Here is a 22,192-nt window from a genome sequence, read left to right as displayed (position 1 = left end):
AGTCAGGTCCCTTCCGTCGTCACTTGGACGCGTCGACGGCAGCCGGAGCGTCCTCGCCGAGCAGCTTGCCGTCCGAGGTCTCGAACTGCTTCTTGAACTCGGCGACGGCGTCGGTGATGGCCGTGATCGTGTCGTCGGACATCTTGCCGCCCTCCTTGATGGAGGTCATCAGGCCCTGCTCCTTGCGGTGCAGGTAGTCGAGCAGCTCGCGCTCGAAGCGCCGGATGTCGGCGACCGGTACCTCGTCCATGCGGCCCGTGGTGCCGGCCCAGATGGAGATGACCTGGTCCTCGGTGGCCATCGGCTGGTACTGAGCCTGCTTGAGCAGCTCGACCATCCGCTGACCGCGCTCGAGGGAGGCCTTCGACGCGGCGTCCAGGTCGGAACCGAAGGCGGCGAACGCCTCCAGCTCGCGGTACTGGGCGAGGTCCACGCGGAGACGACCGGACACCTGGCGGATCGCCTTGTGCTGGGCGGAGCCACCGACACGGGAGACCGAGATACCGACGTTCAGGGCCGGACGCTGACCGGCGTTGAACAGGTCGGACTCAAGGAAGCACTGGCCGTCGGTGATGGAGATGACGTTGGTCGGAATGAACGCCGACACGTCGTTCGCCTTGGTCTCGACGATCGGCAGACCCGTCATCGAGCCCTTGCCCATCTCGTCCGAGAGCTTCGCGCAGCGCTCGAGCAGACGCGAGTGCAGGTAGAAGACGTCACCCGGGTAGGCCTCGCGCCCCGGCGGGCGGCGGAGCAGCAGGGACACGGCGCGGTAGGCGTCGGCCTGCTTCGAGAGGTCGTCGAAGATGATGAGGACGTGCTTGCCCTCGTACATCCACTGCTGGCCGATGGCCGAGCCGGTGTAGGGCGCCAGGTACTTGAAGCCCGCCGGGTCGGACGCCGGGGCGGCGACGATGGTCGTGTACTCAAGCGCGCCGGCCTCTTCGAGGGCACCGCGCACGGAGGCGATGGTGGAGCCCTTCTGACCGACGGCGACGTAGATGCAGCGCACCTGCTTGTTCACGTCGCCCGAGCGCCAGTTGTCGCGCTGGTTGATGATCGTGTCGACGGCCAGGGCGGTCTTGCCGGTCTGGCGGTCACCAATGATCAGCTGACGCTGGCCACGGCCGATCGGGGTCATCGCGTCGACGGCCTTGTAGCCGGTCTCCATCGGCTCGTGCACCGACTTGCGGTCCATGACCGTGGGGGCCTGCAGCTCGAGGGCGCGGCGTCCGGACGTCTCGATCTCGCCGAGGCCGTCGATCGGGGTGCCGAGCGGGTCGACGACGCGGCCGAGGTAGCCCTCGCCCACCGCGACGGACAGGACCTCGCCGGTACGGGTGACCGGCTGGCCCTCTTCGATGCCGCTGAACTCGCCGAGTACGACGGCGCCGATCTCGCGCTCCTCAAGGTTGAGGGCGAGACCGAGGGTGCCGTCCTCGAACTTCAGCAGCTCGTTGGCCATGGCCGAGGGGAGGCCCTCGACCTTCGCGATGCCGTCACCGGCAACGGTGACCGAACCGACCTCCTCGCGCGAGGCCGCGTCCGGCTTGTACGCCTGGACAAAGTTCTCCAGCGCGTCCCGGATCTCCTCCGGCCGGATCGTGAGCTCCGCCATCTGGGTTCCCTGCTCTCCTTGTTGGGCCCGAAGTTTCACTTTGGGGGTCTGGGGACTCCCCCCAAGTAAGGGTGAATCCTCTGCACGGCCCAACTAGGGCCGTCATTCCTACGTTTTGAGTTACTGCTAGCGCGCCATGCGGCGGTGTGCGTCCTCGAGGCGGTCCGCGATGCTGCCGTTGATGATCTCGTCGCCGACCTGCACCGTGATCCCGCCGAGGACCTCGGGGTCCACGTCGAGGTTCAGGTGCATCTGGCGGCCGTAGACCTTCGCGAGGGCGGCACCGAGGCGCTGCTTCTGCTGGTCCGAGAGGGGCACAGCCGAAGTGACGACGGCGACCATCCGGTTCCGGCGGTCCGCGGCCAGCTTGGAGAGGGACTCGAGTCCCGCTTCCAGGCTACGTCCACGGGGCGCGGTCACGAGGCGCTCGACGAGCCGCTCCGTCACCTCGTTGGCCCGGCCTCCGAGCAGGCTGCGCAGCAGCTCGCTCTTGGCCGCACCTGTGGCAGCGCGGTCGGTCAGCGCGGACCGGAGCCCGGTGCTCGAGGAGACGATCCGGCCGAACCGGAACAGCTCGTCCTCGACGTCGTCCAGCGCGCCGGACTTCTGCGCACCGGTCAGCTCGGCGAGGTTGGTGAGCTCCTCGAGGGCGTCCACCAGGTCACGCGACTGCGACCAGCGGGCGCGGACCAGGCCGGCCACCAGGTCGGCGGTCTCGCCGCCCACCTGCCCGCCGAGCAGCCGCCCGGCGAGCTCGGCCTTGGCCTCGCCGGACTGCGACGGGTCGGTCAGGACCCGGCGCAGCGAAACCTCGCGGTTGAACAGCGCGGTGACCTGGGCCAGCTCGTCAGAGAGCTGCCGCACGTCCACCGAGGTGTTGTCGGTCAGCGCGTCGAGACGCTCTCGCGCGGCCGCGAGGGCCCCGCGGCTGGCTCCGTGCGCTGTCATCGAGCCGCCTCGGCCTTCTCCTCGAGCTCGTCGAGGAAGCGGTCGATGGTGCGGCTCTGCCGAGCGGAGTCCTCGAGGGACTCACCGACGAGCTTGCCGGCCAGGTCGGTGGCCAGCTGGCCCACGTCCTGACGCAGCGACTGCGCGGCGGCCTTGCGGTCGGCTGCGAGCTGCGTGTGACCGGCGGCGACGATCTCCTCGCGCTGCCGCTGGCCTTCGGCTCGCATCTCAGCGATGAGCGTGGCGCCCTGCTCCTGCGCCTCCTGGCGCAGACGCGCGGCCTCGTGCCGTGCCTCGGCGAGCTGAGCCTTGTACTGCTCGAGCACGCTCTGGGCCTCGGTCTGAGCGGCCTCGGCCTTCTCGATGCCACCTTCGATCGCCTCGCGGCGCTCTTCCAGAACCTTGTTGATGTTCGGGAGGAGCTTCTTCCAGAAGAAGAAGAAGACGATGGCGAAGGCGATGGCGCCGACGAGCAGCTCAGGACCCGGCGGGACGAGCGGGTTCTGCTCCTCCTCAGCCGCCAGCTGAACCAGGTTGGCGATCACATCAGTGCCTTTCGTCGAAAAGTGTCAGTAAGCAGTGATTACTTACCGAACACGAACGGCATAACGATGCCGATGAGGGCGAGCGCCTCACAGAAGGCGAAGCCGAGGATCTGGTTGGCGCGGATCAGACCGGCAGCCTCGGGCTGACGGGCCAGGGCCTGGGTGCCGTTACCGAAGACGATGCCGACGCCGATGCCGGGGCCGATCGCGGCGAGACCGTAGCCGATGGAACCGAGGGAGCCGGAGACGCCTGCGGCGAGTTCGAGGGTCGCGGACATGCCGTTACTTCCTTCTCTTTCATGGACCGGTGGGGGTTGGCCACCGGGCGATCTGGGGGCTTGAAAGCCGGGTCTCACTCAGTGGTGCTTTGCGAGAGCGCCCTGAATGTAGGTGGCGGAAAGGAGCACGAAGACGTACGCCTGGACCGCCTGTACGAAAAGTTCGAAGAGGATCATGACGACGGTCATCACGAACGAGACACCGGCGGCCGGGATCATCCAGCTGTTCAGCAGGTACCAGGAGGCGACGGTGAACATCACCAGCATCAGGTGACCGGCGAACATGTTGGCGAAGAGTCGCACGGCGTGCGTGAAGGGACGCACGAGCAGGTTCGAGAAGAACTCGATGAACGACACGAGCCACTTGATCGGACCCAGCGAGGCGTCGTAGCCGGTGATGTTCTTCCAGCCGCCGACGAATCCGTGGCGCTTGAAGGTCAGCGGCACCCAGATGAAGTAGACGACAGCCGCGAGCACGATCGGGTACGCGATGACCGACGAGACCGGGAACTGCGTCAGCGGGATCACGGACCAGATGTTCATGATCCAGATGAAGAAGAACATCGAGACCATCAGGGGGACGTACTTCTCGCCCTCCTTCTTGCCCATCGTCTCGTAGACGATGCCGCGGCGTACGAAGTCGTAGCCGGCCTCACCGATCATCTGCAGCTTGCCCGGGACGACCTTGGACTTGCCGAACGCCAGGTAGAAGAAGCTGACCACGACGAGGGTCGTCAGCAGGGCGAGCAGCATGACCTTGTTGAACTCGAACCCGCCGACCTCGAAGATCGGCTTGAAGAGGAACGAGTGCAGGCCCGGAGCCGGGAAGCCACAGCCGTTGTCGGACATGATCCGACAGCTCCAGTCAAAGGCGAGCTCAGTTTGGTCAGCACTCACCGCGGGCTCCTTCGGCGTGACGCATAGGTACGGCAACCTCGTTGTCGTGTCGGCGCGGCGCGCAGCCGCGATTCGGCACCAGACTGGTGTTTCGGATGTGGGCGCGGCGTTCAGGCATCGAGCCTCGCGATTGTGCAGGCGTCAGCTCAGATGCCCGCGCCGGCAGTGCCGCAGTTGGCACCGGACGATAGCAGCATCTCGAACGCGCATTTATCCCGGCCCTACCCTTCACGTCGAGGACCCCGACTTCTCCGGCTTGTCCTTCTGCTCGGAGTCGGGTTCAACGTAAAGGATCTTGGCTTTCATGAACGCGCGGGCCTGCGACGCCATCCACACGACGGTCGCGACCACAAGCCCCACGGCGAACACCTTGGGGTTGAACAACGTGGTGTCCTTGAAGAGAGCCACGAAGACAAGAAGCAGCAGGAGTTGGGCGACGTAGAGCATCAGCCCCATCGCCTGGAACAACTGCGGAAGCGATTTCGCCGTGCGCTGAAGTACGAACATTCCGAGCCCCATGAAGGCGATGACCACCAGGGTGCCGACGACCGCACCGAGCGCTCCCTTGCCGCCCGCGACCACGGCACTGACCGCGGCGGTGATCGCACCGGCGGCAGCTGTGGGTACGGCGGACTGAAGAAGAGTTCGGGTGTCTTGAGACGGCATGGCGGCGCTCCGCTAACTGATGGGGGCAGGGTGTCGTCATGGACGAGCGTAGTCCGGGGTCGAGAGTGTCCCTCGGGCCAATGGACCGTCGCACTACGGTCCTTCGGCTCTATCCCCTGGTTTCGTGAACGGTATCACAAACTATTTGATGAGGTCTTTACCTGCTAGGTGTGCTCGCCGTCACACATGAGAGTTAACCCGCGCGTATGTGCACGCAGCGCGGCAACTTGTCTGGTATTGGGCGAGTTTGGCAAGGGCCGTCAGCTCGATGACTCGGCCTTGTGCCGATCGTCGAAGCGCGAGCGGGTGCCAACGGCCGTCGCCCCGTTGACGCCTGACCCGACCGGAGGACGGTCGTCCGCCGCTGCGTCCGCCTCGTCCGCCCCGTCCGTCGCACCGGCCGCGGACACCTCCGCGGCGGCCCTCTTGCGCCGCCGGTAGCGCGGCGGCACGAAGGACTCGGCCCAGCCCGGGATGTGCGGGGTGAACCGCGGCAGCAGGAGCAGCACGAGGCCCACCGCGCTCAGGGCGACGATCGCGAACAAGATCCACATGCTGGCCGAGTGGACCGAGTAGGCGACCGTGCCGAAGCCGATGAGCGCCGACCAGAAGTACATGATCAGCACCGCGCGGCTGTGCGAGTGGCCGATCTCCAGGAGGCGGTGGTGGAGGTGGCCGCGGTCGGCGGCAAACGGCGACTTGCCGTTCCACGTACGCCGGACGATCGCGAGGACCAGGTCGGCGAACGGGATGGCGATGATCGTCAGCGGCATCAGGAGCGGGATGAAGACCGGAAGCATCGCGTGCGTGGCATCGCGGGTGCCTCCGAAGTTCAGCTTCAGGGCGTCGCCGTCGATCTGCCCTGTGGCGGAGATCGCACCCGCCGCGAGGACCAGGCCGATCAGCATCGAGCCCGAGTCCCCCATGAAGATCCGGGCGGGATGGATGTTGTGCGGCAGGAAGCCCAGGCACATGCCGATCAGGATCGCGGCGAAGAGCGTCGCGGGAGCCGCTGCCTCGATGCCGTAGCCGTACCAGAGGCGATAGGCGTACAGGAAGAACGCCGTGGCCGCGATGCACACCATGCCCGCGGCGAGGCCGTCGAGGCCGTCGACGAAGTTCACGGCGTTGATGGTGATGACGACGAGCGCGACCGTCAGGAGCGTGCCCTGGCCCTGGTCGAGCAGGACCATGCCGTAGCCCGGGACCGGGATCCACAGGATCGTCAGGCCCTGGAGGACCATGACGCCGGCCGCGATCATCTGGCCGCCCAGCTTGATCAGCGCGTCGATCTCGAACTTGTCGTCCAGGACGCCGATCAGCCAGATCAGCGCGGCACCGGAGAGCAGTGCGCGCGGTTCGTTGGACCGCTCGAAGACGTCGTTCAGGTTCGGCAGGTGGTCGGCGACAAGCAGACCGGCGCACAGCCCGAAGAACATCGCGATACCGCCGAGCCGGGGCGTGGGCTCCCTGTGCACGTCGCGGGCGCGGATCTCCGGCATGGCGCCGGCCACGATCGCGAACTTCCGCACCGGGCCGGTCAGCAGGTAAGTCACCGCGGCCGTGATGCAGAGCGTCAGGAGGTATTCACGCACGGGCTTCCCCACAGGTATCGCTGGCCATCTCAGCCCCACACCCTAGCTCTGCGTGCATACGGTTGGGGACTTCCGGGTAGCGACGATGGTTGCACGAGTACGCGCCTTGCCCTGACGCGTCTACCCCGACCTAGGCCGGATACGGCGGAAATCTGCCCACCAGTTCACGCACTTCCTCTCGTACTTTCGAGTCGTTCGCCTCCTTGGACCCCTCGCGCACCGCGTCGGCGAAGAGCCCGGCGATCCGCACCATCTCCGCGTCACCCATGCCCTGTGTGCTGACGGCAGCGGTGCCGAGCCGCAGTCCGCGCCCGTCGGCGTAGGGCAGGGCGCAGGTGTCGAGGACGAGGCCGCAGGCGGCGAGTCTGCCGCGGGCGGTGTGCGCGTCGATGCCCAGGGGCGTGGGGTCGGCCAGGATCAGGTGTGTGTCGGTGCCGCCGGTGGTGATCGCGAAGCCGGCGGCGGCCAGGACCTGGGCCAGGGTGCGGGCGTTGGCGACGACCTGGTGGGCGTACGCGGTGAAGGCCGGGGTCTCCGCCTCGCCGAACGCGACGGCCTTGGCGGCGATCGTGTGCATCTGCGCGCCGCCCTGTGTGAAGGGGAACACGGCCCGGTCGATGCGGGAGGCGAGCTCGGCGCCGCACAGGATCAGGCCGCCGCGCGGGCCGCGGAGCACCTTGTGGGTCGTGGCGCAGACGACGTCGGCGTACGGCACGGGGTTGGGGGCTGCTCCCCCGGCGACCAGGCCGATCGGGTGGGCCGCGTCGGCGATGAGGTACGCGCCGACGTCGTCGGCGATGTCGCGGAAGGCCGCGTAGTCGATGTGCCGCGGGTAGGCGATGGAGCCGCAGACGATGGCTTTCGGCCGGTGCGAGCGGGCCAGGGCCCGGACCTGGTCGTAGTCGATGAGGCCGCTGTCCGGGTCGACGCCGTAGCCCACGAAGTCGAACCAGCGCCCCGAGAAGTTCGCGGGCGAGCCGTGCGTGAGGTGGCCGCCGTACGGCAGGCCCATGGCAAGGACGGTGTCGCCGGGGCGCAGCAGCGCGGCGTACGCGGCGAGGACCGCTGAGGATCCCGAGTGCGGCTGCACGTTGGCGTGTTCGGCGCCGAAGAGGGCCGTGGCGCGGTCGATGGCGATGCGCTCGGCGACGTCCACCAGCTCGCAGCCGCCGTGGTGGCGGGCGCCGGGGTAGCCCTCGGCGTACTTGTTGGCGAGCGGGGAGCCCAGGGCCGCGAGCACCGCCGGTGAGGTGAAGTTCTCCGCGGCGATGAGCTGAAGGGAGGACGCCTGGCGGTCCTGCTCGGCCAGCAGGATCTCCGCCATCTGGGGGTCCGCGCGGCGGAGCGCGGCAAAGTCAGCGGGCGCCGTCGGGGCGGCGGTGGGTGCGGTGCTGACCGGCATCTTGGGCTCCGGGCCTCGCGAGGGGTGAGGGTCCCTCCAATGTAGGCCTGCCTCACGGTGCCCGCGCGGTGCGAGAGGCATGCGAGAGGCATCTGAACCATTGGCCGGACAGGGAGAAAGGTTTAAGCCTTGGCCCGCACGCCGGTCAGCGCCGTCACCACCGGATCGAGCGCCTCGTTGATCTCGTCGCCCACCGAGCGGAAGAAGGGCAGCGGCGCCCCATAGGGGTCGTACACCTCGTCCGCCTCGGCCGTGGGCGCCAGGAGCCAGCCCCGCAGCGCCGCGGCGGCCCGCACCAGGGCCCTGGCCCGCTCGACGACGCCCCCGTCGACGTCGGGCAGCGTCGCCGGGTCTATGGCCCGCACAAGGCGCGTGAACTCCTTGAGCGTGAACGTGCGCAGGCCGGCCGAGTGCCCCATCGAGATGACCTGCGCCCGGTGGTCCCGGGTCGCCGTCAGGACGAGGTCCGCGCGGATGACGTGGTCGTCGAGGAGTTCGCGCCCCATGAAGCCGGATGCGTCCGCGCCGAAGTCCGCGAGGACCGTCTCCGCGTTGGTCTCCATGGGGGCGCCCTCGTGCCCCCATGTGCCCGCGCTCTCCACGATCAGGCCGCCGGTGAAGGGATCGCCCAGGCGGTCGGCCAGGGCATGCCTGGTCAGCCGCTCAGTGATCGGCGAGCGGCACACATTGCCGGTGCTGACGTGGAGGATGCGGAACGAATCGGGATAAGCCGCTATGCCACGCCCCGTCTCAGGGGCTGTCAATTCGCCACCTCGAGGTCGGGTACCACCTTGCGGAGCTCCTCCGCGGTCAGCGCACCCGCGCGCAGCAGTACCGGCACCTTCCCGGTGACGTCCACGATCGACGAGGGGACGATGCCCGGCGTCGGGCCGCCGTCCAGGTACACGGAGACGGAGTCGCCGAGCATCTCCTGCGCGGCGTCACAGTCCTCCGGAGCGGGGTGACCCGTGAGGTTCGCCGAGGAGACCGCCATGGGGCCGACCTCGGTGAGCAGTTCGATGGCGACGGGGTGCAGCGGCATCCTGATCGCGACGGTCCCACGGGTGTCCCCGAGGTCCCACTGGAGCGACGGCTGCTGCTTGGCGACCAGGGTCAGCGCACCGGGCCAGAAGGCGTCGACGAGCTCCCAGGCCGACTCGGAGAAGTCGGTGACCAGGCCGTGCAGCGTGTTCGGGGAGCCGATGAGCACAGGGGTGGGCATGTTGCGGCCACGGCCCTTGGCGTCGAGCAGGTCGGCGCACGCCTCCGGTGTGAAGGCGTCGGCACCGATGCCGTAGACGGTGTCGGTGGGCAGCACGACCAGCTCGCCACGGCGGACGGCCGACGCGGCCTCGCGCAGACCGGTCGTACGGTCGGTCGCGTCATTGGTGTCGTATCGCCGTGCCATCTAGCGGGCCTCCTCGTACACGTACTGCTGGCTTGAAGTCGGTGTGCTCACGGCATCGCCTTGCGGGCGGTCGCGAACCTCGGCCGGTTGTTGAGGTCGGGGTGGTCGGCCGCGTCCGCCCAGCCCCGCTCCTCGGTGAAGATCCACGGCACCTGGCCGCCCTGGGTGTCGGCGTGCTCGATGACGACGACACCGCCGGGCCGCAGGAGGCGGTGTGCGGTGCGCTCGATGCCGCGGATCAGGTCGAGGCCGTCCTCGCCGGAGAAGAGCGACAGTTCCGGGTCGTAGTCGCGGGCTTCCGGAGCGACGTACTCCCACTCCGTGAGCGGGATGTACGGCGGGTTCGACACGAGGAGGTCGACCTGTCCTTCGAGCTCCGGAAGGGCGTCGCGCGCGTCGCCCTGGGAGAGCTTGACCCTGGACCCCTCGACGTTCTTCCGCGTCCACTTCAGGGCGTCCTCGGAGAGCTCCACCGCGTGCACCCGCGAGCGCGGGACCTCCTGGGCCATGGCCAGCGCAATGGCCCCGGATCCCGTACAGAGATCGACGATGAGCGGCTCGACGACGTCCATCGCACGCACCGCGTCTATGGCCCATCCGACGACCGACTCGGTCTCCGGGCGCGGCACGAAGACACCGGGGCCCACCTGGAGTTCGAGATAGCGGAAGAAGGCGCGCCCGGTGATGTGCTGGAGCGGTTCGCGGGCCTCGCGGCGCGCGATCGTCTCCCAGTAGCGGGCGTCGAAGTCGGAGTCCTTGACGGAGTGCAGCTCGCCCCGCTTCACGCCGTGCACGAAGGCGGCGAGTTCCTCCGCGTCGTTGCGCGGCGAGGGCACGCCGGCGTCGGCCAGCCGCTGGGTGGCCTGGGCCACTTCCGCGAGCAGCAGGTTCACGCTGGTCCTCCGGGGCTGAGCTGAGCGATGGGCGGGTGCGGTCGGGGCTCAGGCCGCCGCGAGCTTGGCGGCGGAGTCCGCGTCGACACAGGCCTGGATGACCGCGTCGAGGTCTCCGTCGAGCAACTGGTCCAAGTTGTACGCCTTGAAGCCGACACGGTGGTCCGAGATCCGGTTTTCCGGGAAGTTGTACGTCCGGATCTTCTCGGAGCGGTCGACGGTGCGGACCTGGCTGCGGCGGGCGTCCGCGGCCTTGCTCTCCGCTTCCTCCTGCGCCGCGGCAAGGAGCCTGGAGCGCAGGATACGCATCGCCTGCTCCTTGTTCTGCAGCTGGCTCTTCTCGTTCTGGCAGGAGGCCACGACTCCGGTGGGCAGGTGCGTGATACGCACCGCGGAGTCGGTGGTGTTGACCGACTGGCCGCCGGGGCCCGACGAGCGGTAGACGTCGATGCGCAGGTCGTTGGCGTGGATCTCGACGTCGACCTCCTCGGCCTCGGGCGTCACCAGGACACCGGCCGCGGAGGTGTGGATCCGGCCCTGCGACTCGGTCGAGGGCACGCGCTGCACGCGGTGCACGCCGCCCTCGTACTTCAGCCGCGCCCAGACGCCCTGGCCGGGCTCGGTCGCGCCGTTGCCGCCCTTGGTCTTCACGGCGACCTGGACGTCCTTGTAGCCGCCGAGCTCGGACTCAGTGGCGTCGATGATCTCGGTCTTCCAGCCGACGCGCTCCGCGTACCGCAGGTACATGCGAAGCAGGTCGCCGGCGAAGAGCGCCGACTCGTCGCCGCCCGCGCCCGCCTTGACCTCAAGGATGACGTCCTTGTCGTCGTTGGGGTCCCGGGGCACCAGGAGAAGCCGCAGCTTCTCGGTGATCTCCTCGCGCTGCTTCTCCATGTCCTTGACCTCGGCGGCGAACTCCGGGTCCTCCGCGGCCAGTTCACGGGCCGTCGTGATGTCCTCGCCGGTCTGCTTCCAGGCGCGGTACGTCGAGACGATCGGGGTCAGCTCGGCGTAGCGCTTGTTGAGCTTGCGCGCGTTGGCCTGGTCGGCGTGGACCGAGGGGTCCGCGAGCTTCGTTTCCAGATCGGCGTGCTCGCCGATCAGTTCCTCGACCGCCTCGAACATCGGGGGCTCCTGGTTTTCTGCGTTTCTACGCGAAGGTTCTACGCGACATGGCTGCTGCGGTCAGACGGCAAAGCGCCGGTCCCAACCGCCCCCTCCCGGGGGCAGCCGAAGACCGGCGCAGTGGCTCGCTACTTGTTGGCGGCGGCAGCCTTGCCGAAGCGGGCCTCGAAGCGGGCCACGCGGCCACCGGTGTCGAGGATCTTCTGCTTGCCCGTGTAGAACGGGTGGCACTCGGAGCAGACCTCGGCGCGGACGGTGCCGCTGGAGATCGTGCTGCGGGTGGTGAACTCGGCGCCACAGGTGCAGCTGACCTGGGTCTCGACGTACTCGGGGTGGATTTCGCGCTTCAAGGGTGTCTCCTAGTTTCGGGAGGGCGCCGGGTCGTGCGAGCTGATTGCTCGTACGTGAACCGGGGCCGACGTACCAGTCTGCCAGGACGGGTCGCATCTGCCCAAACCGGGGTGGGTTCCGTTCTATTCCCGGCGGGGTGCGCGGCGGGCCGTGCGGCCCGCTACGAACGCCGTTAGTTGCTGGTCACGACATCGCTCGCGTCGCCCTTGTCGCCCGCGGACTTCTCGGTGGCGGACTTGGGGATCGGCTTGTCGGCCTTGAGCGCTGCCCAGACCTGCCGGTCGGCCTTCTCCAGGGGGAGGACGCGATTGGGGTCGGCGGGGTCGTACTGGATGGGCAGGGTGACCATCTTCATGTCGCCCGCGCCGATGCCCTTGAGGCCGCCGGCGAAGCCCGCCAGGCTCTTGACGTCGTTCAGCTCGGAGTCGGTGGTGATGGCGCTGGTGGCGTCGTTCGCGAGGTCGTAGAGCTTCTTCGGGTTGCTGAAGACGCCGACGTCCTTGACCTGGTTGATCAGGGCCTTGATGAAGGCCTGCTGCAGCTGGATGCGGCCGAGGTCGCTGCCGTCGCCGACGGCGTGCCGGGTGCGGACCAGGCCGAGTGCCTGCTCGCCGGTGAGCTGGTGCGTGCCGGCCTTGAGGTTGAGGTGGCTGTCCTTGTCGTTGATCGCCTTTTTGGTGGTGATCTCGACGCCGCCGAGGGTGTTGATGAGCTTCTTGAAGCCCGTGAAGTCGACCTCTACATAGTGGTCCATCCGGATGCCGGACATTTTCTCCACGGTCTTGACGGCGCAGGCGGGGCCGCCGACCTCGTACGCCGTGTTGAACATCTGCCGCTGTCCGCCCGGGTCCGTCTCGCCGTCGTCCGTCTTGCACTCGGGACGGGATATGAGGGTGTCGCGGGGTATGGAGACGACGCTGGCCGTCTTGTGGCCCTTGTTCACGTGCACGACCATCGCCGTGTCCGAGCGGGCGGCGCCCTCGTCCTTGCCGTACTTGGCGTTGTCGCCGGAGCGGGAGTCGGAGCCGAGGACCAGGATGTCCTGCGAGCCGTTGTCGACGTTCTTCGGGCGGTCCGTGCCGAGCGCCGCGTTGATGTCGACGCCCTTGATGTTGCCGTTGAGCTTGAAGTACACGAAGCCGAGGCCCGCACCGCCGACGACGATCACCGATGCCGCGGTCCACGCGGTGACGACGAGGACCTTGCGGCGCTTGTCGCGGGGCTTGCGACGCCGACCGCCACCGCCTCGGGGGCGCTTCGGCTTCGCATCCGCGGGTGCGCTCTCGTCGGTCATGTGCTCCTCAGTCCTCGTCGGGTCGGGTACCCCCTGCTTTCAGGGTCAGGCGCGGTTTGTCGTCACTTGTCAGACGTGGAAACCGAAAGAAGGGTTGCACAGCGGTTTGTGGGCGCCCCGGCGCGCGCTCGTGACGCATCGTGCACTCCTGCCCCGTCCTTCCGGCTTCTCACCTGCGGTTTTTTCGGTGGTGGGGCTACTGCCCGTGACCGTAAGAATCTCTTAGGTGTGTGGCCAAGGTCATTCGGCGCCCCTGCCGCGCCCCCACAAACGCAAAGGTCCGCCCCCGTCGTTCGACGGGGGCGGACCTTTGCTTGCGCGAGTCGCGCGAGGACTAGTCGTTGCCGTTGCCCGGCGTCGGGGTCGTCTTCGCGATCTGCATGAGGAACTCGGCGTTCGACTTCGTCTGCTTCATCTTGTCGAGAAGCAGCTCGATGGCCTGCTGCGAGTCGAGCGCGTGCAGCACCCGGCGCAGCTTCCAGACGATCGCGAGCTCTTCGCTGTTGAGCAGGATCTCTTCCTTGCGGGTGGAGGACGCGTCGACGTCCACCGCCGGGAAGATGCGCTTGTCGGAGAGCTTCCGGTCGAGCTTGAGCTCCATGTTGCCGGTGCCCTTGAACTCCTCGAAGATCACCTCGTCCATGCGCGAACCGGTGTCAACGAGCGCGGTGGCGAGGATGGTCAGCGAGCCGCCGTCCTCGATGTTGCGCGCCGCACCGAAGAAGCGCTTCGGCGGGTAGAGCGCGGTCGAGTCGACACCACCGGACAGGATGCGGCCGGAGGCCGGAGCCGCCAGGTTGTACGCACGGCCCAGGCGGGTGATCGAGTCGAGGAGCACGACCACGTCGTGACCCAGCTCGACGAGGCGCTTGGCGCGCTCGATGGCCAGCTCGGCGACCGTGGTGTGGTCCTCGGCCGGACGGTCGAAGGTCGAGGAGATAACCTCGCCCTTCACCGACCGCTGCATGTCGGTGACCTCTTCCGGACGCTCGTCGACCAGGACGACCATCAGGTGGCACTCGGGGCTGTTGACGGTGATCGCGTTCGCGACCGCCTGCAGGATCATGGTCTTGCCGGTCTTCGGCGGGGCCACGATCAGGCCTCGCTGGCCCTTACCGATCGGCGCGACGAGGTCGATGATGCGGGTGGTGAGCACGCCCGGGTCGGTCTCGAGACGGAGCCGGTCCTGCGGGTAAAGGGGCGTCAGCTTGTTGAACTCCGGTCGCCCGCGCCCGGATTCGGCCGCCATGCCGTTCGCCGAGTCGAGGCGGACGAGCGCGTTGAACTTCTCGCGGCGCTCGCCGTCCTTGGGCTGGCGGACGGCGCCGGTGACGTGGTCACCCTTGCGCAGACCGTTCTTGCGGACCTGGGCGAGCGACACGTACACGTCGTTCGGGCCGGGGAGGTAGCCCGACGTACGAATGAACGCGTAGTTGTCGAGGATGTCCAGGATGCCCGCGACGGGGATCAGTACGTCGTCGTCGGCGACCTGCGGCTCGCTGGCACCGCCGAACTCGTCGCGGCCACGGCGGCCACGGCGGTCGCGGTAGCGTCCACGGCGACCGCGGCGGCCACCCGCCTCGTCGTCGAAGTCGTCCTGCGGACCGTTGTCCCGCTGGTCCCGCTGCTGGCGGTCCTGGCGGTCCTGGCGGTCGCCGCGGTCCTGGCGGTCCTGACGGCCGCCGCCCTGCTGGCGGTTGCCGCCCTGCTGCTCGTCGCCCTTGTTGCCACGGCGGTCGCGGTCACGGCCACGGCCCTGGCGGTCGCGGCCCTGGCGGTCACGGCGGCCGTCGGCGTTGCTGTCACCGGAGCCGTCGCCCTTGGCCTCGGACGACGCGTCCGCCCTGGCCTCGCTCTTGTCGTTCTTGTCGCTCTTGGCGTCGTTCTTCGGCTCGCCCTTGGCCTCGGCGGTGACCGTCTCGGGGCTTCCCGCGTCGGCGGTGGCACGGCGACGGCGGCGCTCGCCCTTGTCGGCACCCGCGGGCTGGCCCGGGATGTCGATCTGCTGCTGGGCGGTGGCGTCCTCGGCCTTGGCGCCCGCGGTCTGCTCGGCCTTGTCGGCCTTGCTCGCCTTGGCGGCCTTGTCCGTGCTCGCCGCGGTGTCCTCGCCCGTCCGGGCCTTCGAGGTGGCGCGACGCTTGGGCTTGGTCTCGGCGTCCGTGGACGCGGACGGCGCGGCACTCTTCGCGGGGGCACCCCCTCCGGCCTGCGCCTCCTTGATGACCTCGATCAGCTGGCTCTTGCGCATCCGCGCGGTGCCCTTGATACCGAGGCCTGATGCGACCTGCTGCAGTTCCGCCAGCACCATGCCATCGAGGCCGGTGCCGCGGCGCCGCCGGGACCCGGCCGAAGCACCGGTGGCAGGCGCCGCAGAGGCGTCCGTGGCGGGCGTGTCGGCAGTCACGCCCATCAGATCGGTGGTGTCGCTCACGAAGGGTCCTTCCCTGGAGCGGACGTCGGCCTGTCTGGCTCGGCGACCGGTTGTGCTGTCCGGAGGTCCTCTGGTGTGTGGACCATGCCGGGGCGGTGGTCCGCCAACGCGCGGCGGAAGAATTCACTGGTGATGGCGAGTCCCGGTGAGGTGCCACTGATGTGCGGTGTCACTCGGCTCGGTCACGCCGGTTCCGGAGCGTGCTCGGCGCTGCTCAATGCGGGGCACAGAGCAGTTTGGGAGGCTCCCGGAAGGATGGATGTCCCGGACGGGGACACAAAGCACCTCGCCATGGTGGGGTCGGGTGCAGACTTGAGATTAACACTACCGGATCCAACAAACATTCCCCCTCTCTAATCCGGTCACCAGGTGTCAAGGCGCAAGCGGCAGCACGCTCGCACCGGTCGCGTCGAGCGCCAGGCGATTGGCCGCCCAGCCCTCGCCCGCGAGGCGTGCGACCTTGTCGGCCGCACTCTCATCGGCCAGCGCGAGGACCGTGGGTCCCGCGCCGGAGATCATGGCCGGGATACCGTCCGCGCGCAGGCGTTCCACCAGGGCGGCGCTCTCCGGCATGGCGGGCGCGCGGTACTCCTGGTGGAGCCGGTCCTCGGTTGCGGGAAGCAGCAGCTCGGGGCGCCTGGTCAGGGCCTCGACGAGCAGTGCGGCCCGGCCCGCGTTGGCGGCCGCGTCGACGTGCGGGACGGTGCGCGGGAGCAGTCCGCGCGCGGTCTCGGTGAGGACGGGCTTTCCCGGTACGAAAACCACCGGAACGATGGAATCGGCGGGCTCCATCCTGATCGCCCGCGCAGCTCCCCCGTCCATCCAGGAGAGCGTGAAACCGCCGAGCAGACAGGCGGCGACGTTGTCGGGGTGGCCCTCGATCTCGGTGGCGAGCTCAAGGAGGGCGTTGTCGTCCAGACGGGCGTCTCCGCCTATCGTCACGGCGCGCGCGGCGACGATGCCCGCGCAGATGGCGGCGGACGAGGAGCCGAGGCCCCGGCCGTGCGGGATGCGGTTGGCGCAGACGATTTCAAGCCCGCGCGGCTGTCCGCCGAGCAGGTCGAAGGCGGTACGCAGGGAACGTACAAGCAGATGCGACTCGTCGCGCGGGAGCGTCTCGCTGCCCTCACCTGCGATGTCGATGTTCAGTCCGGTGTCGGCCACCCGCACGACGACGTCGTCGTACAGACCCAGCGACAGGCCTAGGGCGTCGAAGCCCGGGCCGAGGTTGGCGCTGGTGGCGGGGACGCGCACCCGGACGGCGGCGGCGCGGAACGCGGGACCGGCCATCGCTCGATGACTCTCCTTGAGCTGCGATCTTTTGAGGACTTGCCACGTGATGAGGCACTACCCGAAGGCCGCTCTACGGCGGCACCGCGGCATATGCGGCGGGGCGGGTTAGGTACAGCCTATCGAAGGAAGGTTCTGTGGCGACATAGGGCGCACAGGAGGCGCACGATGCGTGTCGTAAGCCCCCTGTGCACCCCCTATGCGGAGTTGCGGGTTTTCCAGGCGATTATGCCCGCCCTGCGTCTGCGGCTATCCCGGACCGAACCGGTTATGCCGGACGCGGGACGGTTATGCCAGACCCAGACGCTCGGCCGCGGCGGCCGAGTCGACCGGAACGGTGACCGGCTGCGGTGCGCCGGCGACGGCCCAGTCCGGGTCCTTGAGGCCGTTTCCGGTGACGGTACAGACGATCCTCTGCCCCTTGTCGACCTTGCCCTGCTCGGCGGCCTTCAGCAGACCGGCGACGGAAGCGGCCGACGCCGGCTCGACGAAGACACCCTCCTGGGACGCCAACAGCTTGTAGGCGCGCAGGATCTCACGGTCCGTCACCTCGTCGATGAAGCCGTGCGACTCGTCGCGCGCGTCGAGGGCGTACTGCCACGACGCGGGGTTGCCGATGCGAATCGCGGTGGCGATCGTCGACGGGTCCTTGACGATCTCGCCGCGCACGATGGGCGCGGAACCGGAAGCCTGGAAGCCCCACATGCGAGGAGTGCGCGTCGAGACCGAGTCGGCGGCGTACTCCTTGTAGCCCTTCCAATAGGCCGTGATGTTGCCCGCGTTGCCCACCGGAAGTACGTGGATGTCGGGGGCGTCACCGAGCGCGTCGACGATCTCGAACGAGGCGGTCTTCTGGCCCTCGATGCGGAACGGGTTGACCGAATTGACCAGCGCCACCGGGTAGTTCTCGGAGAGGGCGCGGGCGAGGTTCAGGCAGTCGTCGAAGTTTCCGTCGACCTGGAGGATCTTCGAGCCGTAGACGAGCGCCTGGCCCATCTTGCCGAGCGCGATCTTGCCCTGCGGCACGAGGACCGCGCAGACCATCCCGGCGCGTACGGCATAGGCGGCGGCCGAGGCCGACGTATTGCCGGTGGAGGCGCAGATGACGGCCTTCGCGCCCTCCTCCTTGGCCTTCGTGATCGCCATCGTCATGCCGCGGTCCTTGAAGGACCCGGTCGGGTTGGCGCCCTCGACCTTGAGATGCACTTCGCAGCCCGTGCGCTCGGAGAGCACCTGCGCGGGCACGAGCGGCGTGCCGCCCTCGCGGAGCGTCACGACCGGCGTCGTGTCGGAGACGGGAAGACGATCCCGGTACTCCTCGATGATTCCGCGCCATTGGTGGGTCATTGCTGCTTACTCCCCTTCAACCCGCATGATGCTGGCGACACCACGCACGGTGTCGAGATTCCGCAGCGCCTCGACGGTGCCGCTGAGAGCGGCGTCGGGCGCGCGGTGGGTGACGACGACGAGGGAGGCCTCGCCGTCCTTGCCCGTCTGACGGACCGTATCGATCGATACGCCGTGCTCGGCGAAGACCGTCGCGACCTGGGCGAGAACACCCGGCTTGTCGGCTACGTCGAGGCTGATGTGGTAGCGCGTGACGACCTCGCCCATGGAGCTCACGGGCAGCTGGGTGTACGCGGATTCGCCGGGCCCGGTGGCTTCGCCGAGCTTGTTCCGGCAGACGGCGACGAGGTCGCCGAGGACGGCCGACGCGGTGGGAGCGCCGCCCGCGCCGGGACCGTAGAACATGAGCTGCCCGGCGGCCTCGGCCTCCACGAAGACGGCGTTGTACGCCTCGCGGACCGACGCCAGCGGATGGCTGAGCGGAATCATCGCGGGGTGCACGCGCGCGGTGACGGACCCGCCGTGGGCGGCCCGCTCACAGATGGCGAGCAGCTTGATGGTGCAGCCCATGCGCTTCGCGGACGCGAAGTCGGCGGCGGTCACCTCGCTCATGCCCTCGCGGTAGACGTCGTCGAGGCGCACGCGCGTGTGGAAGGCGATGCCGGCGAGGATCGCGGCCTTGGCGGCAGCGTCGAAGCCCTCGACGTCGGCGGTCGGGTCGGCCTCGGCGTACCCGAGAGCAGTGGCCTCGTCGAGCGCTTCCTGGTAGCCCGCCCCCGTCGTGTCCATGGCATCGAGAATGAAGTTGGTGGTCCCGTTCACGATGCCAAGAACCCGGTTGACCTTGTCACCGACGAGGGACTCGCGCAGCGGCCGGATCAGCGGAATGGCACCGGCGACAGCAGCCTCGTAGTAGAGATCCCGCCCGTGCTCCTCGGCGGCGGCGTGCAGCGCGGCGCCGTCCTGGGCGATGAGCGCCTTGTTGGCGGAGACGACGGATGCGCCGTGCTCGAAGGCGGTGGTGATGAGGGTCCTGGCCGGCTCGATGCCGCCGATCACCTCGACGATGACGTCGATGTCCCCGCGTTTGACCAGCGCGGTCGCGTCGGTGGTGACGAGGGAAGGATCGATTCCCTCGCGCACCTTCGAGGGGCGACGGACGGCGACCCCGGCGAGCTCCACCGGGGCGCCGATCCTGGCCGTGAGGTCGTCGGCATGCGTCGTCATGATGCGCGCCACCTCTGAGCCGACAACCCCACAGCCCAGCAGCGCCACCTTCAGCGGACGCGTACGCATCATCCGACCTCACTTCTCATACATCTACAGTGGGACCAGTCTCACCCACCGGATCGCAGTTTCTATCCACTGTCCGGATTGTGAGACATCTATTTCACTGGCCGATACTCTGCCAGAAGCTGTTTCTCGGCCGATATTTCCTCAGCCGACATCCAGACGCAGGAGATCTTCCTCCGTCTCGCGCCGGACGATGACCCGCGCCCCACCATCCCGCACGGCGACGACCGGCGGTCGAAGGGCGTGGTTGTAGTTGCTCGCCATGGAACGGCAGTACGCACCGGTCGCCGGCACGGCGATCAGATCACCGGGCGCGAGGTCGGCGGGCAGAAACGCGTCCTTCACCACGATGTCCCCGCTCTCGCAGTGCTTGCCGACGACGCGGACGAGCATGGGCTCGGCGTCGGACTCCCGCGAGACGAGCGCGACGCTGTACTCGGCGTCGTAGAGCGCGGTACGGATGTTGTCGGACATGCCGCCGTCGACGGAGACGTACGTACGCAGTCCTTCGAGCGGCTTGACGGTGCCGACTTCGTAGAGCGTGAAGGCGGTCGGCCCGACGATGGCGCGGCCCGGCTCGACGGAGATGCGAGGAGTCCGGAGATTGGCGGCCTCGCACTCACGCGTCACGATCTCGCCGAGCGCCTTGGCGATCTCGTGCGGCTCGCGGGGGTCGTCCTCGGAGGTGTAGGCGATGCCGAGCCCGCCACCGAGGTCGATCTCGGGAAGCTCCACGCCGTGCTCGTCACGGATCTCGGCGAGCAGCTGCACGACGCGACGGGCGGAGACCTCGAACCCGGCCATGTCGAAGATCTGCGACCCGATGTGCGAGTGCACGCCGATGAGCTCGAGCCCGTCGAGCCGCAGCGCCCGCCGCACGGCCTCGGCGGCCTGTCCCCCGGCGAGGGCGATGCCGAACTTCTGGTCCTCGTGGGCGGTGGCGATGAACTCGTGGGTGTGGGCCTCGACGCCGACGGTCACGCGGATCTGCACGCGCTGCCGGATGCCGAGCCGCTCGGCGATGTGGGCGACGCGCACGATCTCCTGGAAGGAGTCGAGCACGATGCGCCCGACACCGGCGGCGATGGCCCGCTCGATCTCTTCCTCGGTCTTGTTGTTGCCGTGGAAGGCGATGCGGTCGGCGGGCATCCCGGCGGCGAGAGCGGTGGCGAGCTCGCCACCGCTGCACACGTCGAGGTTGAGCCCTTCTTCATGCAGCCACCGCACGACCGCGCGCGAGAGGAAGGCCTTCCCGGCATAGAAGACATCGGCGTCGGAGCCGAAGGCACCGCGCCAGGCGTGGCAGCGGGCGCGGAAGTCGGCCTCGTCGAGGAAGTAGGCGGGGGTGCCGAACTCCTCGGCGAGCCGGGTCACTTCGATCCCGCCGACGGTGACGACGCCGTCGGTATTGCGGGTGACCGTCTGCGCCCAGACCTTCGGGTCGAGGGAGTTCAGGTCGGCGGCCGGGGCGGTGTAGTGCCCTTCGGGGACTACGTCGGCGTGGCGGGGCCCGGCGGGGTGTGCGGAACGGCTCATGTCGCGGTCGTCTCTCTCACTTCATTCACGTCTTCACGTCTTCACGTCTTCACGTGTCACAAGAATTCGGGGGCACTGATGCCTAGCAGGGAAAGGCCGCCTGCGAGCACCGTCCCGGCGGCATCGGCGAGCGCGAGCCGGGCGCGGTGGGCGGCCAAGGGTTTCTCGTCCCCAAGGGGCAGAACGTCGGCCTGGAAGGCGAGGAAGGCATCGGCGGTGACGACGAGATGCCGGGCGAGGCGGTCGGGGGCACGGTGGCGGGCAGCCGCGGCGAGGATGCGGGGGTGGTCGGCGAGGGCGTCGAGGAGGGCTTGCGCTTCTGGTTCCGCTATGGCCCCGGGCTCGGCGGTGAAACCGAGGGCGGCGGCGTTGCGGGTGAGGGCGCGGGTGCGGGAGTAGGCGTACCGCACGCGGAAGAGGGGGTTGGCCTCTCGCTGGACTAGGTGCTCGTCGCTGATGCGGGGCCGGTCGTGGGCGGCGGGGTACAGGAGGGCCCAGCGGGCGGCGTCGGGGCCGAGGGGGGTGGGGTCGGCCGGGGCGGGGACGGGGCGGAGGGTCTTGAGGGTCTCCGTCTGCGCGCGGGGCTTTCCGTGGGCGTCGGTGTGGACACCGAGGGAGTCCCAGCCGGGGTCGGGCGCTTCGTCGCAGGTGAGGCGTACGAGGGTGCCCTGGGATTCGAGGATGCGGCGGAGGGAGTCGGCGAGGACGGTGGCGCGGACTTCGCGGGGGAAGTGGAGGTGGTGGGGTTCGCCGGGGCCGGGGGTGGTTTCGGGGGCGAGGGCAACGTGGCCGTAGGAGGCGCCGCGGCTTAGGACGTCACGTACGAGGGCGGCGCTGGCACTGCCGCTGCCGCTATCGCTGTCGCTGCCGGTGTTCTGGGGGCCGCCTCGTTCGAGGGTGATGTTGAGGAAGCCGGGCCCGGTGATGTCGATGGCGGCGATGCCGGGCTCGCCGGCGAGCCGCGGGGAGAGCACTTCGGCAACCTGCCGGGGCGACCGCCCGGCGGCGCGGGCGACCTGCAGGGCGACGTTGGTGGCGTAGTCCCCGCACCCACCGGGCCGCGGCCGCTCGACGACGACCCGCCGGGCCACGCCCACGTCACTGAGATCCCCGGGGCCTCCAAGATCTCCAAGGCCACTGAGCTCCCCGTCATCGACGGCACGGCGCATGGCGCGCAGCACGGTGCGGGAGAGCTCGACGGGGGTCACGGGACAAGCGTATGGGAGGAGGGGGGTAGGGACGCGACCTGGTTTCCCGGATGGTCCGGGATGTGGA

At 68.8% G+C, this 22,192-nt stretch carries 20 protein-coding genes; all 20 read right to left on the bottom strand.

The features are described 5' to 3' along the window. Nucleotides 1-19: 19 nt before the first annotated feature. A complete protein-coding gene (gene atpA / locus ABD378_RS42650; RefSeq protein ID WP_344530664.1) occupies nt 20-1,618 on the bottom strand; it encodes a F0F1 ATP synthase subunit alpha in 1,599 nt (532 codons plus the stop codon). A 126-nt stretch (nt 1,619-1,744) separates the two neighbouring features. Continuing rightward, nucleotides 1,745-2,566, bottom strand: a complete 822-nt coding sequence (locus tag ABD378_RS42645) for a F0F1 ATP synthase subunit delta (RefSeq protein WP_344530662.1) — start codon at nt 2,564-2,566, stop codon at nt 1,745-1,747. Next, nucleotides 2,563-3,111 (bottom strand): F0F1 ATP synthase subunit B, encoded by a 549-nt coding sequence (locus tag ABD378_RS42640; protein WP_344530660.1) that lies wholly within the window; start codon nt 3,109-3,111, stop codon nt 2,563-2,565. The genes ABD378_RS42645 and ABD378_RS42640 overlap by 4 nt, the downstream gene beginning before the upstream one ends. A gap of 38 nt (nt 3,112-3,149) precedes the next feature. Then, nucleotides 3,150-3,389: an ATP synthase F0 subunit C gene (atpE, locus tag ABD378_RS42635; RefSeq protein WP_055564408.1), complete on the bottom strand. Its 240-nt coding sequence runs from the start codon at nt 3,387-3,389 to the stop codon at nt 3,150-3,152. Between the two features lie 78 nt (nt 3,390-3,467). Continuing rightward, on the bottom strand, nt 3,468-4,286 hold the full coding sequence (gene atpB / locus ABD378_RS42630; protein ID WP_486389311.1) for a F0F1 ATP synthase subunit A: 819 nt from the start codon (nt 4,284-4,286) through the stop codon (nt 3,468-3,470). 228 nt (nt 4,287-4,514) lie between these two features. Then, a complete protein-coding gene (locus ABD378_RS42625) occupies nt 4,515-4,952 on the bottom strand; it encodes a Cg1360 family ATP-synthase-associated protein (protein ID WP_344530657.1) in 438 nt (145 codons plus the stop codon). Between the two features lie 260 nt (nt 4,953-5,212). Then, complete coding sequence (locus ABD378_RS42620; RefSeq protein WP_344530655.1) at nt 5,213-6,547, bottom strand: MraY family glycosyltransferase; 1,335 nt, start codon at nt 6,545-6,547, stop codon at nt 5,213-5,215. A gap of 130 nt (nt 6,548-6,677) precedes the next feature. Further along, nucleotides 6,678-7,949: a serine hydroxymethyltransferase gene (locus ABD378_RS42615; protein ID WP_344530653.1), complete on the bottom strand. Its 1,272-nt coding sequence runs from the start codon at nt 7,947-7,949 to the stop codon at nt 6,678-6,680. A gap of 122 nt (nt 7,950-8,071) precedes the next feature. Beyond that, on the bottom strand, nt 8,072-8,713 hold the full coding sequence (locus ABD378_RS42610) for an arsenate reductase/protein-tyrosine-phosphatase family protein (protein ID WP_344530651.1): 642 nt from the start codon (nt 8,711-8,713) through the stop codon (nt 8,072-8,074). Then, a complete protein-coding gene (locus ABD378_RS42605; RefSeq protein WP_135331177.1) occupies nt 8,710-9,357 on the bottom strand; it encodes an L-threonylcarbamoyladenylate synthase in 648 nt (215 codons plus the stop codon). The genes ABD378_RS42610 and ABD378_RS42605 overlap by 4 nt, the downstream gene beginning before the upstream one ends. Nucleotides 9,358-9,404: 47 nt before the next feature. Further along, nucleotides 9,405-10,250 carry a peptide chain release factor N(5)-glutamine methyltransferase gene (gene prmC, locus ABD378_RS42600; protein WP_344530648.1) on the bottom strand — a complete coding sequence of 282 codons (846 nt, stop codon included), beginning with the start codon at nt 10,248-10,250 and terminating at the stop codon, nt 9,405-9,407. 48 nt (nt 10,251-10,298) lie between these two features. Beyond that, a complete protein-coding gene (gene prfA / locus ABD378_RS42595) occupies nt 10,299-11,375 on the bottom strand; it encodes a peptide chain release factor 1 (protein ID WP_344530646.1) in 1,077 nt (358 codons plus the stop codon). Nucleotides 11,376-11,503: 128 nt separating this feature from the next. Then, complete coding sequence (gene rpmE / locus ABD378_RS42590) at nt 11,504-11,725, bottom strand: 50S ribosomal protein L31 (protein ID WP_249587748.1); 222 nt, start codon at nt 11,723-11,725, stop codon at nt 11,504-11,506. A 173-nt stretch (nt 11,726-11,898) separates the two neighbouring features. Beyond that, nucleotides 11,899-13,020 carry an LCP family protein gene (locus ABD378_RS42585; protein WP_344530643.1) on the bottom strand — a complete coding sequence of 374 codons (1,122 nt, stop codon included), beginning with the start codon at nt 13,018-13,020 and terminating at the stop codon, nt 11,899-11,901. A gap of 334 nt (nt 13,021-13,354) precedes the next feature. Next, complete coding sequence (rho, locus tag ABD378_RS42580) at nt 13,355-15,451, bottom strand: transcription termination factor Rho (protein ID WP_344530641.1); 2,097 nt, start codon at nt 15,449-15,451, stop codon at nt 13,355-13,357. 372 nt (nt 15,452-15,823) lie between these two features. Next, entirely contained in the window at nt 15,824-16,741 is a 918-nt protein-coding gene (gene thrB / locus ABD378_RS42575) for a homoserine kinase (RefSeq protein WP_344530639.1), read from the bottom strand. Nucleotides 16,742-17,029: 288 nt separating this feature from the next. Then, a complete protein-coding gene (gene thrC / locus ABD378_RS42570) occupies nt 17,030-18,088 on the bottom strand; it encodes a threonine synthase (protein WP_344530637.1) in 1,059 nt (352 codons plus the stop codon). Nucleotides 18,089-18,094: 6 nt separating this feature from the next. Next, complete coding sequence (locus ABD378_RS42565; protein WP_344530635.1) at nt 18,095-19,387, bottom strand: homoserine dehydrogenase; 1,293 nt, start codon at nt 19,385-19,387, stop codon at nt 18,095-18,097. A gap of 138 nt (nt 19,388-19,525) precedes the next feature. After that, nucleotides 19,526-20,917 (bottom strand): diaminopimelate decarboxylase, encoded by a 1,392-nt coding sequence (gene lysA, locus ABD378_RS42560; protein WP_344530633.1) that lies wholly within the window; start codon nt 20,915-20,917, stop codon nt 19,526-19,528. 56 nt (nt 20,918-20,973) lie between these two features. Continuing rightward, nucleotides 20,974-22,125, bottom strand: coding sequence for an ArgS-related anticodon-binding protein NrtL (gene nrtL / locus ABD378_RS42555; protein ID WP_344530631.1), 1,152 nt, complete (start codon nt 22,123-22,125; stop codon nt 20,974-20,976). Nucleotides 22,126-22,192: the final 67 nt, after the last annotated feature.

Source organism: Streptomyces rectiviolaceus, from assembly GCF_039533825.1.
Lineage (GTDB): Bacteria > Actinomycetota > Actinomycetes > Streptomycetales > Streptomycetaceae > Streptomyces > Streptomyces rectiviolaceus.
The sequence above is the reverse complement of the archived record's forward strand: the minus strand, read 5'-3'. Positions and strand labels throughout refer to the sequence as shown.

Bases quoted from the DNA above. Each gene is read 5' to 3' on its own strand.
- atpA (WP_344530664.1), bottom strand. From the start codon at position 1,618: ATGGCGGAGCTCACGATCCGGCCGGAGGAGATCCGGGACGCGCTGGAG.
- ABD378_RS42645 (WP_344530662.1), bottom strand. From the start codon at position 2,566: ATGACAGCGCACGGAGCCAGCCGCGGGGCCCTCGCGGCCGCGCGAGAG.
- atpE (WP_055564408.1), bottom strand. From the start codon at position 3,389: ATGTCCGCGACCCTCGAACTCGCCGCAGGCGTCTCCGGCTCCCTCGGT.
- ABD378_RS42625 (WP_344530657.1), bottom strand. From the start codon at position 4,952: ATGCCGTCTCAAGACACCCGAACTCTTCTTCAGTCCGCCGTACCCACA.
- ABD378_RS42615 (WP_344530653.1), bottom strand. From the start codon at position 7,949: ATGCCGGTCAGCACCGCACCCACCGCCGCCCCGACGGCGCCCGCTGAC.
- ABD378_RS42605 (WP_135331177.1), bottom strand. From the start codon at position 9,357: ATGGCACGGCGATACGACACCAATGACGCGACCGACCGTACGACCGGT.
- prfA (WP_344530646.1), bottom strand. From the start codon at position 11,375: ATGTTCGAGGCGGTCGAGGAACTGATCGGCGAGCACGCCGATCTGGAA.
- ABD378_RS42585 (WP_344530643.1), bottom strand. From the start codon at position 13,020: ATGACCGACGAGAGCGCACCCGCGGATGCGAAGCCGAAGCGCCCCCGA.
- thrB (WP_344530639.1), bottom strand. From the start codon at position 16,741: ATGGCCGGTCCCGCGTTCCGCGCCGCCGCCGTCCGGGTGCGCGTCCCC.
- thrC (WP_344530637.1), bottom strand. From the start codon at position 18,088: ATGACCCACCAATGGCGCGGAATCATCGAGGAGTACCGGGATCGTCTT.
- ABD378_RS42565 (WP_344530635.1), bottom strand. From the start codon at position 19,387: ATGATGCGTACGCGTCCGCTGAAGGTGGCGCTGCTGGGCTGTGGGGTT.
- lysA (WP_344530633.1), bottom strand. From the start codon at position 20,917: ATGAGCCGTTCCGCACACCCCGCCGGGCCCCGCCACGCCGACGTAGTC.